General features: G+C 60.7%; 17 protein-coding genes. 8 read left to right on the top strand and 9 right to left on the bottom strand.

The genetic code is table 11. From position 1 onward, the window contains the following. Positions 1–49: 49 nt before the first annotated feature. Entirely contained in the window at positions 50–940 is an 891-nt protein-coding gene (locus HMPREF3101_RS06680) for a chymotrypsin family serine protease (RefSeq protein ID WP_070463792.1), read from the top strand. An 18-nt stretch (positions 941–958) separates the two neighbouring features. Here HMPREF3101_RS06680 and HMPREF3101_RS06675 read toward each other — a convergent pair whose 3' ends face one another. Both HMPREF3101_RS06675 and HMPREF3101_RS06670 read right to left on the bottom strand, forming a co-directional pair. Next, positions 959–2,722 carry an acetyl/propionyl/methylcrotonyl-CoA carboxylase subunit alpha gene (locus HMPREF3101_RS06675; protein ID WP_070463791.1) on the bottom strand — a complete coding sequence of 588 codons (1,764 nt, stop codon included), beginning with the start codon at positions 2,720–2,722 and terminating at the stop codon, positions 959–961. A 55-nt stretch (positions 2,723–2,777) separates the two neighbouring features. After that, positions 2,778–3,626 (bottom strand): sulfurtransferase, encoded by an 849-nt coding sequence (locus HMPREF3101_RS06670; RefSeq protein ID WP_070463790.1) that lies wholly within the window; start codon positions 3,624–3,626, stop codon positions 2,778–2,780. 271 nt (positions 3,627–3,897) lie between these two features. Here HMPREF3101_RS06670 and HMPREF3101_RS06665 point away from each other — a divergent pair, with 271 nt between their 5' ends. After that, the gene (locus HMPREF3101_RS06665) at positions 3,898–4,959 is read left to right on the top strand and encodes a Cj0069 family protein (protein ID WP_070463789.1); all 1,062 of its coding nucleotides are present in this window, start codon (positions 3,898–3,900) and stop codon (positions 4,957–4,959) included. 80 nt (positions 4,960–5,039) lie between these two features. Here the strand turns inward: HMPREF3101_RS06665 and HMPREF3101_RS06660 are convergent, their stop codons facing one another. Together HMPREF3101_RS06660 and HMPREF3101_RS06655 are read right to left on the bottom strand one after the other, a co-directional pair. Next, entirely contained in the window at positions 5,040–5,753 is a 714-nt protein-coding gene (locus HMPREF3101_RS06660; protein WP_070463788.1) for an RAD23 family protein, read from the bottom strand. Positions 5,754–5,755: 2 nt separating this feature from the next. Further along, a complete protein-coding gene (locus HMPREF3101_RS06655; protein WP_070463787.1) occupies positions 5,756–6,166 on the bottom strand; it encodes a DUF3151 domain-containing protein in 411 nt (136 codons plus the stop codon). 100 nt (positions 6,167–6,266) lie between these two features. Between HMPREF3101_RS06655 and HMPREF3101_RS06650 the strand changes: the two genes are divergently transcribed. Continuing rightward, positions 6,267–7,127 (top strand): DUF4282 domain-containing protein, encoded by an 861-nt coding sequence (locus HMPREF3101_RS06650; protein ID WP_070463786.1) that lies wholly within the window; start codon positions 6,267–6,269, stop codon positions 7,125–7,127. A 262-nt stretch (positions 7,128–7,389) separates the two neighbouring features. Here HMPREF3101_RS06650 and HMPREF3101_RS06645 read toward each other — a convergent pair whose 3' ends face one another. Genes HMPREF3101_RS06645 through HMPREF3101_RS06630 form a run of 4 tightly spaced genes read right to left on the bottom strand, consistent with a single transcriptional unit; the run spans position 7,390 to position 10,093 of the window. Beyond that, positions 7,390–7,980 carry a Maf family protein gene (locus HMPREF3101_RS06645; RefSeq protein ID WP_070463785.1) on the bottom strand — a complete coding sequence of 197 codons (591 nt, stop codon included), beginning with the start codon at positions 7,978–7,980 and terminating at the stop codon, positions 7,390–7,392. Between the two features lie 24 nt (positions 7,981–8,004). Next, complete coding sequence (locus HMPREF3101_RS06640) at positions 8,005–8,202, bottom strand: acyl-CoA carboxylase subunit epsilon (protein WP_083280129.1); 198 nt, start codon at positions 8,200–8,202, stop codon at positions 8,005–8,007. Between the two features lie 10 nt (positions 8,203–8,212). Beyond that, positions 8,213–9,646: an acyl-CoA carboxylase subunit beta gene (locus tag HMPREF3101_RS06635; RefSeq protein ID WP_070463784.1), complete on the bottom strand. Its 1,434-nt coding sequence runs from the start codon at positions 9,644–9,646 to the stop codon at positions 8,213–8,215. Between the two features lie 33 nt (positions 9,647–9,679). Further along, positions 9,680–10,093 (bottom strand): DoxX family protein, encoded by a 414-nt coding sequence (locus HMPREF3101_RS06630; protein WP_070463783.1) that lies wholly within the window; start codon positions 10,091–10,093, stop codon positions 9,680–9,682. Positions 10,094–10,283: 190 nt separating this feature from the next. Here HMPREF3101_RS06630 and HMPREF3101_RS06625 point away from each other — a divergent pair, with 190 nt between their 5' ends. Beyond that, the gene (locus HMPREF3101_RS06625) at positions 10,284–11,006 is read left to right on the top strand and encodes a biotin--[acetyl-CoA-carboxylase] ligase (RefSeq protein WP_070463782.1); all 723 of its coding nucleotides are present in this window, start codon (positions 10,284–10,286) and stop codon (positions 11,004–11,006) included. Between the two features lie 11 nt (positions 11,007–11,017). Further along, on the top strand, positions 11,018–11,476 hold the full coding sequence (locus tag HMPREF3101_RS06620) for a hypothetical protein (protein ID WP_246816679.1): 459 nt from the start codon (positions 11,018–11,020) through the stop codon (positions 11,474–11,476). 43 nt (positions 11,477–11,519) lie between these two features. Here HMPREF3101_RS06620 and budA read toward each other — a convergent pair whose 3' ends face one another. Beyond that, entirely contained in the window at positions 11,520–12,239 is a 720-nt protein-coding gene (gene budA, locus HMPREF3101_RS06615; RefSeq protein WP_083280131.1) for an acetolactate decarboxylase, read from the bottom strand. A 67-nt stretch (positions 12,240–12,306) separates the two neighbouring features. Between budA and HMPREF3101_RS06610 the strand changes: the two genes are divergently transcribed. Genes HMPREF3101_RS06610 through HMPREF3101_RS06600 form a run of 3 tightly spaced genes read left to right on the top strand, consistent with a single transcriptional unit; the run spans position 12,307 to position 14,489 of the window. Next, on the top strand, positions 12,307–13,500 hold the full coding sequence (locus tag HMPREF3101_RS06610) for a 5-(carboxyamino)imidazole ribonucleotide synthase (protein WP_083280128.1): 1,194 nt from the start codon (positions 12,307–12,309) through the stop codon (positions 13,498–13,500). A 4-nt stretch (positions 13,501–13,504) separates the two neighbouring features. Further along, entirely contained in the window at positions 13,505–14,005 is a 501-nt protein-coding gene (purE, locus tag HMPREF3101_RS06605; RefSeq protein WP_070463778.1) for a 5-(carboxyamino)imidazole ribonucleotide mutase, read from the top strand. After that, the gene (locus tag HMPREF3101_RS06600; protein ID WP_070463777.1) at positions 13,998–14,489 is read left to right on the top strand and encodes a YdcF family protein; all 492 of its coding nucleotides are present in this window, start codon (positions 13,998–14,000) and stop codon (positions 14,487–14,489) included. Before purE ends, HMPREF3101_RS06600 begins: the two co-directional genes overlap by 8 nt. Positions 14,490–14,786 lie beyond the last annotated feature (297 nt).

Below are 14,786 nucleotides of genomic sequence, written 5' to 3'. Positions count from 1 at the left end.
TATTGCTTCGTATTGGTAGCGGTGGCGGCGGGGTTGTAGGGTTTGCGCTATGCAGCAAAAGATGATGGCCGTGGCAATAGCTTCTGCAGCTTCTGTGTTGGCGGCTGTGGCTGTGCCTGTCGCACCTGTCGCACAAGCTGACCCAGTCACCGTGCGTCAGGGCGACCGAATCAGGGTGGGGGAGTCTTCCCAGTGCACGCTTGGCTACATTGAGCAATCCCAGTCGGTTCCGACTGGCTACACCGCTGGACACTGCGGCAAGAATCGCACTGAGAAGGTGTACGTCCAGTCCGGTGACCAGTGGGTGCTGGTCGGTGCAACAGTGCGTTCAGGGAACTACAACCCGGAGCACACTGGCAATGATTGGGCGATGATCTTGTTTAATCGCAACGCCCGGTTGGAGGGCAACCCGCTTTCCGGCGACGTGAGGTCGAGCATCGATGAGCTGAAGCGTGGCGACAAGATTTGTTTCGCCGGGGCTACGACACCGACTGCGCGCTGCGGCGACTTCATCGGCACGCTCGGTGGCAACATCTACTGGGAAAATACGGGCGCGCGCCCGGGGGATTCAGGTGCGCCCGTATGGCGTGAAGGCGGTGGCTTCCTCGGTGTCCTTGCGGGCCAGAACATTGTGAGCACCTCGACGCAGGAGCAGCTGGTAGCACTTCGGGCATCCATTACTGAGGACGCAGAGACACCTTCCGAAGAGGAAGAAATGCGACTGATCGCCGGTCCCGATAAGAAAGACGGCGCCAAGGCTATCTCGGTGAAAACTCCAGTTGTGGTGCCAAATGGCGCGGCGCCCGCGCCGGCTGGCGATACCGCTGGCGGCTCAAGCAACCCGGACACGATCGCGATGGCGCTTATCGCCATCACTGTTGTGCTTGGTCTGGTGCTGCCTGGGATCGCCCAGGCAGCAAATATTCAGCTGCCGTTCTAGTCCAGCCCGGAGGACGCGCTACTTCAACTCCATCAGGGCTGCGCCCTTGTTCACCTGCGCGCCAGCCTCAACGGCAAGGGCGGTGACGGTGCCGGACTTGTGTGCTTTGACCGGGTTTTCCATCTTCATGGCCTCAAGAACCACAACTACGTCGCCTTCAGCAACCTCGTCGCCTTCGGCCACGTTGAGCTTGATCACAGTGCCCTGCATGGGGGAGGCAACCGCATCGCCGGAGGCGGCGACCTTGGCACCAGCGGCGCGGCGCCGCTTCTTACGCCCGTTGCCCACTACTAGCGACGCCGGCAGCGCCACCTCAATACGGCGGCCACCAACCTCCACGGCAAAGCGCTGCTTCTCACCGGGCTCTTCAAGGTCCTCGCCAAGATCCAGGTTTTCGGCCGGGGCGAGCTCGCCCGTCCATTCCTCTTCGATCCAGCGGGTGTAGACGGTGAAGTTGTCGTCGGGTGCGGTGAACGCGTCGTTATCAAGCATGGCCCCATGGAAGGGGATCACCGTGGGGATGCCGCCCACGATGTACTCGTCCAGCGCTCGGCGGGCGCGCTCAATGGCCTGGGTGCGGTCCTCGCCGTAGACGATCAGTTTGGCCAACATAGAGTCGAACTGGCCACCAACCACGAAGCCAGCGCGCACACCGGAATCAACACGCACACCAGGGCCAGCCGGCTCCGCGTACGTGGTGATCGTGCCCGGGGCAGGCATGAAGTTCTCCGCCGCGTCCTCACCGTTAATGCGGAATTCAATGGCGTGGCCGCGCGGGGTCGGATCCTCCGTGAAACGCAGCTTCTCACCGGCTGCGATGCGGAACTGCTCACGCACCAAGTCAACGCCGGTGGTGGCCTCCGTAACCGGGTGTTCCACTTGCAAGCGGGTGTTGACCTCAAGGAATGACACCAAACCGTCAGCACCAACGAGGTACTCAACTGTGCCCGCGCCGTAGTAACCAGCCTCGCGGCAAATAGCCTTGGCGGACTTGTGGATGCTCTCACGCTGTGCGTCGCTTAAAAACGGCGCCGGCGCTTCCTCAATGAGCTTCTGGAAACGACGCTGCACCGAGCAATCACGCGTACCCATCACCACAACGTTGCCGTGCTTATCCGCTAATACCTGGGCCTCAACGTGGCGGGCGCGGTCCAGATAGCGCTCCACAAAGCACTCACCGCGGCCAAATGCTGCGACAGCTTCACGCTTTGCGGATTCGAACAGCTCTGGGATTTCCTCGCGGGTGTAGGCAATCTTCATGCCACGGCCACCGCCGCCAAAGGCAGCCTTGATAGCCACGGGCAGGCCGTGCTCATCCGCAAACGCCACAACCTCGTCGGCGTTGGCAACTGGGTCCTTCGTGCCCGGCGCCATTGGCGCGTTCACACGCTGCGCAATCTGGCGTGCAGTGACCTTGTCACCCAGCGCGGCAATGGACTCAGGCGAAGGCCCAATCCACGTCAGGCCAGCATCAATAACCTTCTGGGCAAACTCGGCGTTCTCAGACAAAAAACCGTAACCCGGGTGAATTGCATCCGCCCCGGAATCCGTGGCAGCCTGCAAGATTTTGTCCATATCCAGGTAGGACTCCGCCGCGGTAGTGCCGCCGAGGGCAAACGCTTCATCGGCCAAGGCAACAAACGGGGCATCCGTATCGGGCTCCGCGTAAACGGCCACAGAGGCAATGCCTGCGTCTTTTGCCGCACGAATAACACGCACGGCGATCTCGCCGCGATTAGCAATCAGGACTTTCGTAAGCACCTTAGTTAGATCGGTAGACACGCATCTTCCGTTTCATTTCTTAGCGGTTAGAACTACCAATCATATCGCTCACGGCCTAGGCCTTAGCTACGGGCACGCGGACCATGTTGCCCCATTCCACCCAAGAGCCGTCATACAGCGAAATGTCTTCAAAGCCCAAGATGTGCTTCAACACAAACCACGTGTGCGCAGAACTCTCGCCACTTTGGCAGTACACCACGGTCTTTTTCTTCGGGTCGAAGTCCTTGTAAATGGCCTCGATGTCTTTGCGGGCTCGGAACAGTGAGTTGGGAAACACCGAACGGCCCCAAGGCACGTTCACGGCGCCTGGGATGTGGCCGTGGCGGAAGGTGCGCTCGGTCATGTTGGAGCCGTCGTAGAGTTCTTTCACGCGTGCGTCGATAAGCTGGATGCCCTCAACCCCACCCAACAGGTCAGCCGCAAAGGTGCGAACTGGCGCATCGTTGCGCTGCGGAACAGGGTAGGTGGACGGGGTGCATTCCGGCACCACGAACGACGTGTCACGCTCTTCGCCCATCCAGGCGTCACGGCCACCGTCAAGCAAGCGCACGTCTGGATGGCCGTAAATCTCAAACACCCAAGCCGTGTATGCCGCCCACCAGTTCGCGCGATCACCGTAGATCACCACCGTGTCATCACGGGAGATGCCGCGCTGCTCCATGAGCTTGGCAAACGCCTCCGCATCCACAATGTCACGAATCACCGGATCATTAAGGTCCCTGGTGAAGTCAATGCGCATGGCGCCAGGGATATGGCCAATGTCGTAGAGGTATGCGTCCGCATCACTTTCAACAACCTTCAACCCGTCCATACCCAGGCGTGCGGAAAGCCACGCCGGCGAAACAAACTTCTCGGGGTTGGAAAACTGCTGAAATTGGGTGCTTGTGTCTAGTTCAATTCCCACGTTGGGGTCCTCCTCGGGCGAACTGCAGCGGCTTGGGCGAAGCTCGCGCGAACGAAAAAATGCTGTAAAAATGCTGTTACGCCAAACCCTACCTTCGTGCAAGAAGCAACGGGCCCAAGATGGGAAAAATTGGTAAGATCTAACCCTTATTAATGCGGGTAGCGGGGTGGTGTGAAGTTAAACACTAAATGCCGTACTAAGTCGGCTAATACACCTTGGGCGCAATAAGGTCATACATGAAACATGTTGATCTACTCCGAAGGGGAACGTAGTGAAGAAGGCAATTGTAGTTTTTGAGGTCGAGGGCGGCTCCGACAAGTACATTGACGGCCACCGCAAGGACACCATGCCGATTGTCAATGCGATCAAGGACAAGGGCTGGCACGCTGAGGTTGTCTTCTTCCGCCCTGAGTGGTCCGAGGACCTGTTCAAGTACGTTTCCGAGAACTTTGATGCGTACATCTCCCGTGTGAACCCGGGCAACATCCCGGGCGGCGAGAAGGGCTACTTTGACCTGCTGACCCGACTGTCTGAGGCTGGCCTGATTGGCATGTCCACCCCGGAGGAGATGATCTCCTACGGCGCGAAGGACGCCCTGGTGAAGCTGAACAAGACGGACCTGGTCCCGTCTGACACCGCCGCGTACTACGACGTGGAGACCTTCCACAACACCTTCCCAACCTCCCTGTCCTACGGTGAGCGCGTACTCAAGCAGAACCGTGGCTCCACCGGCTCCGGCATCTGGCGCGTGCGCCTCGCGGATGAGGAGGCTGCAGCCAACGTTACGCCGGGCACCGCGCTGCCGCTGGACACCAAGCTGCGCTGCACCGAGGCTGTGGACAACCACACCGAGGTCCGCGAGCTGGGCGAGTTCATGGACTTCTGCGACCAGTACATCGTGGGCGACAACGGCATGCTGGTAGACATGCGCTTCATGCCGCGCATCGTCGAGGGTGAGATCCGCATTCTGCTGGTTGGCCCGCACCCGGTGTTCGTTGTGCACAAGAAGCCGGCTGAGGGCGGCGACGCGTTCTCTGCAACCCTGTTCTCTGGTGCGAAGTACACCTACCAGAAGCCGGAGGAGTGGCAGGACCTGGTGGACATGTTCGCCGACGCCCGCCCGGTCATCGCTGAGAACCTTGGTGGCGACAACATTCCGCTGATCTGGACCGCGGACTTCATGCTTGCGGACGATGACGAGACCGGCGAGGACACCTACGTACTCGGCGAGATCAACTGCTCCTGCGTTGGCTTCACCTCTGAGCTGGACATGGGCATCCAGGAACTGGTTGCAGAAGAGGCAATCGGCCGTGTGGAGGCAAAGTTCGCCTAAGGGCTTTCTGCTTACCGACGTCTCGTGCGTCCCCCCCCCACCCCGCCACCACTGACGGTGGCCGGGGTGGTTTTTTGGTGCTAGTCGTAGGTGCCGAGCATGTAGAAGCCGCTTTGGTCGCTCCATCGTTGATAGAACTCCGCTACGTTGCCTTCGGTGGCGGCGATTCCGCCGCTTTGGGTTTGAATCCGCACGGTGTATTGGGCGGTGAACCCTTCGGCGGTGGAGCGGGTACGTTCGCTCCAGGTGAATTCCAGCACCTTATCTTCGACGAGCTGGATGGAGTCCACACGGCCGAAGATGTGCATGTCTATCTGCGGCTTGCCGTAGGAGTAGAACGCAACACCGTCGGTAATGGAACCGGCGGTACCCGCAGGCCCGTTGACGTCGCCAAGTTGGCCGTCGAAGACGATCCAGGACAGTGGCGCGCAGGGGTCGTAGTGGTTTTCAATGTTGTCGATCCAGAAATTGTAATCACTGCCATCGGCCGCAGGCATCCGGCCCGGTGCGGTGCCGGTCTCGTACTGCTTGCGAGGGTCCTTCGGAAGGTCCGCGCAGGTGTCGTCCGGCGGTGTGCTGGTTTCCGGCGGCGCCTGGGTTGAGGTTGTGGTGATGACCTCTGTCACGGTTGGTGTTTCGGGTGCCGCTTCCGGTGCTGCGCCGACGGAGGTGAAGATCGCCTCTGTGGAGCTGTGCTGCTCGGGCTGTCCGGTACTGTCTGCGCCGCACGCGGCGAGTGCCAGCGGCAGGATCAGTGCAACGCAGACAACTCCTGTGCGGGTGCTGGCTGTCATCTTTACGCCTCGGGGCTGTCTAGAAGCGTCGCTACGCTTGCCGGGTCAGCGTCTGAAAGCATCTGGCGGCAGCGATCGTATTCCGCTTCATCGCCGATGCTTTTCGACGCCAACGCCAACATCGCAATCGCCTTCAACACCGGCACATTCGCTTCGTGCGACGCCGGGACCGGACCCCAGCCCTTCCAACCGTTGGCACGCAGACGGTCAAGGGAGCGGTGGTAGCCGGTACGTGCGTAGGCGTAGGCAACAATCTGGTTTCCCTGGGCCAGTTCGCGCTCGGCGCGAGCCGCCCACAAAGCAGGGGAGTCAGGGTGTGCGATTGCCGTTGCGTCATCCAGCAAATCTTTACCGTGAGCTGGGTCTTCAGGCAGGTGTACTGGCGGGGGAGCAAGCATATCGTTGAATTCCATGGCCTCACGTTACCGCGCAAAGGCAGGCAGAGGGGTGCAGAGGCGTCTAGAGTGGGGGATCGAGAACTTTTCAACGATTAAGGAACGATTAAGGAGAGTCATGTCCAACCCGTACAACCCGTACAACCCGAATGGTGCAGACGACCAAAACGACAAGCCAGATTTCACCGCTGAGCCAGCTCCGGAGACCTCCAGCGAGCAGACGACTGAGTTTGGCAGCACCTCTAGCAGCACCTCTAGCAGTTCTGACTCTGCTGCGTCTGAGTGGGGCACTCCTTCCCAGTCTGCTGACTCTTCCCAGTCGCAGTATGGCCAGGGGGGCTACACTCCGTATGGCGAGACCCGGTACGGGCAGGGTGGTTACGGCCAAGGCGGTTACGGCCAGACTCAATACGGGCAAGGCGAAAACCAGCAGCAGGATTACTCCCCGCAGCAGTACCAGGCGCAAGCTCAAGCGCAGGGTCAGGGGCAGTACGGCCAGTACGGCTACCAGCAGCAGGGCCAGTACGGTCAGGGTGACTACCAGCAGCCGCAGTACGGCGCTGGTTACCCGCAGGGCGGCTACCCGCAGGGTTACGGTCCGCAGGGTCAGTATGGTGTGCCGTCGAGCAACAACGGTCGCAAGAAGCCTGGCGACGGCTTCTTCCAAGCCCTGTTTGATTTCTCCTTCAGCCGCTTCATCACTATTGACTTTGCCAAGGTGATTTATGCTATCTTCCTGGGCCTCATTGCGCTGGCTTGGGCGGGTGGCCTGATCGCGTCCCTCGTCGGATTCAGCGAGGGTGTTGGCGAAGGCTTCCTGGGCCTGATCGTTTACTTAATTGTGGGCACCGCGTTGGCGCTGTTCGCTACGGTTGGTGCGCGCCTGAGCTTGGAGTTCTACGTGGCCACCGTGAAGACCGCGCAGAACACCTCCCAGCTTGTTGAGCTTGAGCAGGACAAGGCTGACTCCAACTCCTAGGTGTGAAGCTTTGGAGGACCCGGCCGTGTGGTCGGGTCTTTTTCATGAGCGGAGGTGGTGGGTACTGGGGGTTCAGCATTGGGGGTACTTTTTTGAATTGCGGCGAATATCTGCCAAACCGGGAATATCTGCCGCGATGGGTCCCAAACTGGCAGTTTCCTGCGAGCTGAGGCAACTATTCCCGGTTTGGCAACATGTTGCCGGAATTCCGAAACGACCTCCCCGCCCCGCAAACCCACATAGCGTGGCTCTGGGTCCCGGCTTACGTCCAGAAATCCGAGGCGTCGAGTCCGAAGCGGTAGAGGCAGCGACGCAGCAGCGGCATGGATAAGCCGATGACGCTGGTGGGGTCGCCGTCGATCGAATCGATGAACCAGCTGCCGAGCGCCTCCAAGGTAAACGCGCCCGCGCAGCCAAGCGGCTGGCCGGAGTGCGCGTAGGCAGCAATGTCGGCGTCGGAGACCTCACCGAAACGAATCGCGGTGGAAACCGTGTCCACCACCCACTCATCGCGGATGCACACCGCGTGGCCCGTTAACAAGTGTGCGGTTTTGCCGCGCTGCGCTTTCCAGCGCTCGATCGCTTTTTCGGGGGTGTGCGGTTTGCCCAGCAACGTGCCGTCTAAAAGCAGCATGGAGTCACACCCAATGACCACGTCATCTGGAAACTCCGGTGCAACCACCTCGGCCTTGGCGCGGGCAAGGGCGCTGACAATATGGTGCGGTTCAGCGCCTGCAAGCTGAGCGATCAGCGCGTCCTCATCAATGTTGGCCGGGCGAAGCACAGGACAGACCCCACCTTGCTCAAGCAGCATGCGCCGTGACGGAGACTGCGACGCTAGCACCAACCGCATTTAGAAACACACCTAGAAATGCACCTAGAAATACACAGCGCTATCAAACGCGTGCGGGTTAAACAGCGGGCCGCGGTAATTGCGCGGGGCAGGAGTACCCCACCCGTTAGCGTCCGCAGGAGCCGCAGCCGAATTTTTGGCCTTCAGCTCCTCTAACACCTGCACCAACGCAGCCAGCTCGTCCCCAGTGGGATTGCCCTTTAAAACCTCAATGTCCATCATGAACACCCTCCTACAGCGGCATGTTGCCGTGCTTTTTCACCGGCGGGTAGACAACCTTACGCTCCAGTAGACGCAGGCCTTCAAGGACTTGGTTGCGGGTCTGGGACGGTTCAATCACCGCATCTACAAGACCACGCTCAGTAGCCACGTACGGGTTGAGGTTCTCAGCCTCGTACTCGGCGGCGTCGGTGCCGATGGCCTCGGCAGCAGTTGCGGCATCCGCCAGCGCGATCTGCGCAGTCGGCCACGCAAACACCAAGTCAGCGCCCAGGCCCTTCGAACCAAGCAGCGCATATGCGGTGCCCAATGCCTTGCGGGTAATCACGGTCACCGTACCCACCTGGGCCTCTGCGAACGCAAAGGCAAGCGCCGCAGCGCCGCTCAGGGAATTGTCTGCGCCTGCGGGGACAACGGCATCCGCACAGTCCACAAACTGCACCAGCGGCAGGTTGAAGCCGTCGCAGGTGCGGATGAAACGCGCAGCCTTACGCGCCGCGGCACCGGTCAGGGTGCCACCATCAACCTGCGGCTGCGTGGCTACAACGCCAACGGCACGGCCACCGATGTGCGCCAAACCGGTAAGCACGCTGCCAGCCGTCTGTGCGCCAAGCTCGAAGAAATCACCGTCTGTGACCGCGTTAATGATCTCGCGGACGTCATACGCCTGCGTGTCATCATCCGGCATGAACGTATCCAGATCCCGCTCGGGATCCAGCGCAGAGTCCTTCTGCGCATCTGTGCCCAGTGGAGACGTAGCAACATTGTTCAGCGGCAAAAACGCCAGCAGCTCACGTACCTGAGCAATCGCCGCAGCATCGGAATCCACCGTCAGGTGTGCCTCGCTGCCATCGAGGGAAGCGCCAGCCACCTGAATCACGAAATCTGCCAGCGGCACCGTGGTTGCCGGAAGCGACGCTGTATCACCTGCTACCACGGCGATCTGCGGCACCAGACCAGACGCCTGGGCGGCTGCACGCAAAATCTTCGCCTGCATGTGGGCCGTGACAATACCCTCCTGGAAACGCGGACCGACCGAGTCGTAGATGCCGATAACCGGCACGCCGGTCTTCGTTGCCAACTCGTAGAGTTTCAGGATTTTTTCGGCGTAGACTTCGCCCATCGCACCGTCGAAAAGCGAACTGTCCTGCGAAAATACGAATACGCGGCGGCCGTGCACAAGACCGTAACCAGTGACCACACCATCGGTGGCAGGCTTGGTGCGGTACATCTTGTAGGCCTCGACCCGGTGGCGGGCCAGCGCGTCAGTTTCCACAAAGGTGCCGCTATCCAGCAGCAACTCAACTCGCTCGCGGGCGGTGGCGCTGCCGTTTGCGCGCACGGCATCGATCGCCTCCTGGCCGGCAGGGACCTGCGCCTCGGAGAGGCGATCGCGCAAATCCTGGATGCGACCGGCGGTGGTGGTCAAATCGGGTTTGGAAGTCATGGGGACCTAGTTTAGTGCCACAACTGCCTACGCCTAATCAGGGCGAGACGGTTGTGTCACACGCCACGCAGCTTGGATGAGCGGGATCTGCAGCGGAAGGCGAGCAATGCCAGCGGCTTGCTGGTACCACGGCTTCTTGCGCCACTTCCAGCTCATGCAGAAATTTGCAGGCCACACCGCGGACAAAAGCGCGGCGCTGAAGTATCCGCCCGTCCGGCGCATCGCGGCTGACCTGCGCACGTGATCCGGGTTGCTGCGCGGGCCGAGTGCTGGGGAGGCCAGCAGGACTGCGGCGAGCAACTCGGCGGCACCCGAGGCGTATGTATACGTCCGTGCAGAGCCTGGAAGCTGCGGCGGGACGATGCTGTCGAACGGCTCCGGCTTGAGGAAATGGAGCACACCGGAGCCAACGAAAAGCGGGATGAGGGCGTTTGAAGGGATCTGCATACGCACATCGTACGCACAGTTGAGAACAGGTGTTCAGGATTTGAAAGAGGTGTGTTGTGTGCACCCTTGCACTGAAATCCCACTAGCGGCGAGTGAGATTTTGGGACAAAGAACGTCCCTGAGGCACTGCAGGCGTGGGACCCGCGTTGTACTCTGGCATAGCTGGCGGCGCGTCGTAGGCTTGGAAACCATGAGCGTGAAAAACCTCCAGCGAATCCAGGAAGCAGTGTCGCAGTATTGGCCTGATGTGCAGTGGGTTGAAACCACCGGCTCCACCAACGCGGACATGCTGGATCACGGCACACCCGGCAGTGTGCTGATTGCAAACGAACAGACGGACGGCAAGGGCCGGCTTGGCCGCCACTGGGTGTCCCCCAAGGGCGCCCAGCTGGCTATGAGCATGGTGCTTGAGGTCCCGGAGCCGGCACCGGCGTTCGGGTTGCTGTCCATCGCGCCGGGTGTGGCAGTGACGGACGTGCTGCCGCAGGCGCAGCTGAAGTGGCCGAATGACGTGCAGATTAAAGGCAAGAAAATCGCAGGTATTTTATCCGGCCTGGACTTTCCAAAGGTTGTTGTGGGCATTGGCATCAACCTGAACATGAAGGAAGACGAGCTGCCCACAGACATGGCAACCGCACTGAACCTTGAGGGTATCCACGTTGATTTTGATGACTTCACCATTGCGGTACTGAACGCCATGGGGCGTCGCTTCCAGCAGTGGACGCAGCGTGACCCACAGCTGTTGGAGGACTACCGCAAGGTGTGCTCCACCATCGGCCAGCCCGTGCGCATTGAGCTGCACAACGGTGAGGTGGTTGGCACCGTTGACGGTGTGAATGATGAAGGCGAAGTGATCATTGACGGCACCGCGTATGCCGTTGGGGACGTGCACCACCTGCGACCAACCAGCTAACATCTACCCGCGTGGCACGACAGGCGCACAAACAGGTGCAGTTCAAAGTGGGTGAGGACGAAGTGGTCCTTGCCGACGTCACTGCGCCCGTCAGCGACCTCATCTTCCCACTCCTTGAGCTGATCCTGATTACAGGTATCTGCTGGATCGCCATCGGCTGGATGGACGTCACCGCCATTGTCCCCTTAGTGGCGCGCAACGCCATGGTCATCCTGTGGTTGGTCTTAGGCTTTTGGCGCTTTGGCCTGCCGGTGATCCGAGGACGCCGCCGCCGCTTTGTGGTCACCGACCGCAGGGTCTTGGCCCGTGGGCGTACCGGCAAGGTGGACTCGATCCCGCACTCCCAAATCCACTCGGCGCGCCGGGCAGATGGAGGCCTGAACCTGGCGGTGTACGGGTTTCCACGCCCGATCCGTTTTGATCAGGTTGGCAAAGCCCGCCAGGTGGAGAAGCTGATCAACTCGCTGTAGCCAGCCGATAAAGGCACCTAAAGGCACCTAAAACCTAAAGGCACTAGTCCTTGATTTCTGTGGTGTGCAGCTGCTCATCCAGATCTTCCGGTGACAAGTTGCCGCCTTGGAACGCCGCGGTGACCGGCAGGTGGAGTTCCATGTCGGTGCCGGGGCACAGTTCAATAATTGCCTCGTCAATGGTGTAGTCGAGGACGTGGCCGCCTTTCTCGTGGGCGTCATCAAGAAAATGTACATGGCAGCCCGGGATACCGATGCCTTTTGCATAGCTTGGGGTGCGGAAACCTCCGATGGTGCCGTTGATGTTGGTGAAGTGGTGCTCCGTGTCGTCCCCAACTGCCTCCGACATCGGGCGGTACGGCTTTTCCTGCCTGGCCACGGTGCGGGTGACTACTTCAGTAAACCGGCCGGTGATGCGCACGGCGTAGAAGTAGTTGCGGCTGGGCTCTAGCGAATCAACAAACTCCGAAAGTTCAGCGCGACGCATGCCACGCGGGGCGTCGACACGGATGCGCGGCACGAAGTTGGTGACCACGGTAAACGGCGTGCGCTGGTCTAAATCCGCAATGCGTGCTTTGCCGTCGGAGGTTAGCTGGTGGCACACGCCGTCCAGAATCAGCATCTCCCCATCGAGCGCATCGAAGGTGCCAAGGCCGAAGTTGCCTTTGCTCAAGATGTCGCCGATGGTCAGCTCGCCATCATAGATGCCGTCTAGCAGGGCAGTCATAAGCGAGTTCTGGAAAATCGTGTGCCGTTGAATCATCTCTGTCATAGGTTCGAGCCTACGTGGCGGGGGGACTACAGTGGTGGGGGTGACTAACACGTACGGGATGCCGGTAGTAGCCATTGTGGGCGACGGGCAGCTGGCCCGCATGATGCAAACGGAAGCAATTGAGCTGGGGATTGGCACCCGCCTGCTGGCGGGTAGTAACGAAGCCTCCGCCGCACAGGTAATCGCTGATGCCCGCCTGGGCGATTACACCTCGCTGAAAGACCTGCAGGAGGCCACCGCAGGCACGGATGCGGTGACCTTTGACCATGAGCATGTACCGAATGAGCATTTGCAGGTGCTCATTAGCGCCGACGTGAACCCCGAACCACGCCCCGCCGCACTGATCTACGCCCAGGACAAGCTGGAGCAACGCACCCGCCTGCGTGACCTGGGTGCGCCGGTGCCGGAGTTTGCGGCGATTGCCTCGGTGGATGACGCCAAAGCGTTCTGGGATGTAGTCGATGGTGCGGTGTGCCTCAAGGCCACTCGCGGTGGCTATGACGGCAAGGGCGTGTGGTTCCCGGACACGTTGGATGAGTGCCTGGAACTGGTCGAGGAACTGCTAGGCCGCGATGTTCCGCTGATGGGGGAGCGCAAGGTGCCGTTTGACCGCGAATTGTCCGCCATGGTGGCGCGCCGCCGCTCCGGCGAGGTAGCTGCTTGGCAGGTTGCGGAGTCCATCCAGGACGGCGGTGTGTGCCGAGTGACCATCGCGCCCGCGCCGGGCATTTCTCCGGAGCTTGCCAAGCGCGCAGAGGACTTGGCGTGCCGCATTGCTACTGAGCTGGACGTGACCGGTGTGCTGGCCGTGGAACTGTTCGAGGCTGGCGGCGAGATCTTGGTCAACGAGCTGGCGATGCGCCCCCACAACACCGGCCACTGGACGCAGAACGGGTGCGTGACTTCCCAGTTTGAGCAGCATCTGCGCGCGGTACTGGATTGGCCGTTGGGCAGTACGAAGCCCACCGCGCCGGTGACGGTCATGGTGAACACGCTTGGCGGGGAGACTGACCCGGAGATGCCGATGGGCCAGCGTGTGGCCGCGGTGATGGAGAAGTACCCGCAGGCCAAGATCCACCTCTACGGCAAGCAGTGGCGCCCGGGCCGCAAGATGGGCCACGTCAACGTTGTTGCCGATACGGTGGAAGCCGCACGTGCGGTGGCGGAAGACGCCGCGAATTACATCATCAACTCGACATGGCTAGATGACCATGCCGATAGCCATGCCGCTGAGCAGGCAGGGGAGGAGTAACACAATGCAACCGCTCGTAGGAATCATCATGGGGTCCGACTCTGACTGGGACACCGTTTCACCTGCCGCTGAGGTGCTGGCAGAGTTCGGCGTGCCGTTTGAGGTGGGCGTGGTTTCTGCCCACCGCACGCCGGAGAAGATGCTGGCGTATGCCAAGTCTGCGCACTCCCGCGGACTCAAGGCGATCATCGCCTGTGCAGGCGGTGCAGCGCACCTGCCGGGCATGGTGGCTGCCGCAACGCCGCTGCCGGTCATCGGCGTGCCACGCGCGCTGGCAGATCTGGACGGGCTGGATTCCCTGCTGTCCATCGTGCAGATGCCCGGCGGCGTACCAGTTGCAACCGTATCCATCGGCGGCGCGAAGAACGCTGGCCTGCTGGCGGTTCGCATTCTGGGCGCGGGTGATCCGGCGCTGATGGAGAAGATGGCGCAGTACCAGGAGAACATGGCCCAGGAAGTAGAGCGCAAGGACGAAGCGTTGCGGAAGCGTCTGCTGGGTGAGTAACAGCTCTACAAACCCGATTGTGGTGCTGGGCGCTCGTGTTGCTGACGGGCGCCCTTCGCCCATGTTGGAGTCCCGCCTGGCACGCGCGCTAGAGATTTACCACGCCAACCCGCGTCCCGTGGTGGCAACCGGCCACGGCGAGGCAGAAGTGATGGCAGGCTGGCTTGCCCACCACGGCGTTGCACACGAACACATCGTGATTGAGCCGGATGCCACATCGACCAACGAGAACCTGGAGAACTCGTGGGCGCTCTTTCCTGATGCCACGCTGCTTACCGTGGTGACCTCTGAATTCCACGTGGCACGCACACGCGTGTGGGCCTGGCACTTAGCAATCCCCGTTGAGGTGATCGGCGCGCCCATGCCTGCGGGGTCGCCGAAGCGGAAAGCAAAAAACTACTCGCGTGAAGTGATTGCTGTGCCGCATTCACTTGCGCGAGTAGTGTGGCGCCGCCTCATGCACAAGACGCAAGGCGGGCGCTGACCAAGCGCTAGACAGGTTTAGCGGTAGACGGGCTTGGCGGCAGACAATGCCATGCCGCCGTCGGCAACGGACTGGCCGATGATGTGATTGTTCTGACTTGGCTCAAATAAATATCCAGAAGTCGGTGCTGCAGGATCAACCCCCAGACCTTTATGTTGACGCGGGGTTTCAACACCTAGCTGTGTGTGGTGTCAAGTTGTGGTTGGTTTTGTTTTCCGCGGCGCGGAATATCTTCAACCTCAACTAGATGGTTTTCCGCGAAACGGAAAGCCTGACCCCAAACCAGGCACGGTGGCG

Source organism: Corynebacterium sp. HMSC29G08, assembly GCF_001806875.1.
In the GTDB taxonomy this organism is placed as follows: Bacteria; Actinomycetota; Actinomycetes; order Mycobacteriales; family Mycobacteriaceae; genus Corynebacterium.
Note: the sequence above shows the minus strand (reverse complement) of the source record. Positions and strands in the feature narration are given on the sequence as shown.

Coding starts and splice junctions, on each gene's coding strand:
- HMPREF3101_RS06680 (WP_070463792.1), top strand. CDS start 50: ATGCAGCAAAAGATGATGGCCGTGGCAATAGCTTCTGCAGCTTCTGTG.
- HMPREF3101_RS06660 (WP_070463788.1), bottom strand. CDS start 5,753: ATGACAGCCAGCACCCGCACAGGAGTTGTCTGCGTTGCACTGATCCTG.
- HMPREF3101_RS06655 (WP_070463787.1), bottom strand. CDS start 6,166: ATGGAATTCAACGATATGCTTGCTCCCCCGCCAGTACACCTGCCTGAA.
- HMPREF3101_RS06650 (WP_070463786.1), top strand. CDS start 6,267: ATGTCCAACCCGTACAACCCGTACAACCCGAATGGTGCAGACGACCAA.
- HMPREF3101_RS06645 (WP_070463785.1), bottom strand. CDS start 7,980: ATGCGGTTGGTGCTAGCGTCGCAGTCTCCGTCACGGCGCATGCTGCTT.
- HMPREF3101_RS06640 (WP_083280129.1), bottom strand. CDS start 8,202: ATGATGGACATTGAGGTTTTAAAGGGCAATCCCACTGGGGACGAGCTG.
- HMPREF3101_RS06635 (WP_070463784.1), bottom strand. CDS start 9,646: ATGACTTCCAAACCCGATTTGACCACCACCGCCGGTCGCATCCAGGAT.
- HMPREF3101_RS06630 (WP_070463783.1), bottom strand. CDS start 10,093: ATGCAGATCCCTTCAAACGCCCTCATCCCGCTTTTCGTTGGCTCCGGT.
- HMPREF3101_RS06625 (WP_070463782.1), top strand. CDS start 10,284: ATGAGCGTGAAAAACCTCCAGCGAATCCAGGAAGCAGTGTCGCAGTAT.
- budA (WP_083280131.1), bottom strand. CDS start 12,239: ATGATTCAACGGCACACGATTTTCCAGAACTCGCTTATGACTGCCCTG.
- HMPREF3101_RS06610 (WP_083280128.1), top strand. CDS start 12,307: ATGCCGGTAGTAGCCATTGTGGGCGACGGGCAGCTGGCCCGCATGATG.
- purE (WP_070463778.1), top strand. CDS start 13,505: ATGCAACCGCTCGTAGGAATCATCATGGGGTCCGACTCTGACTGGGAC.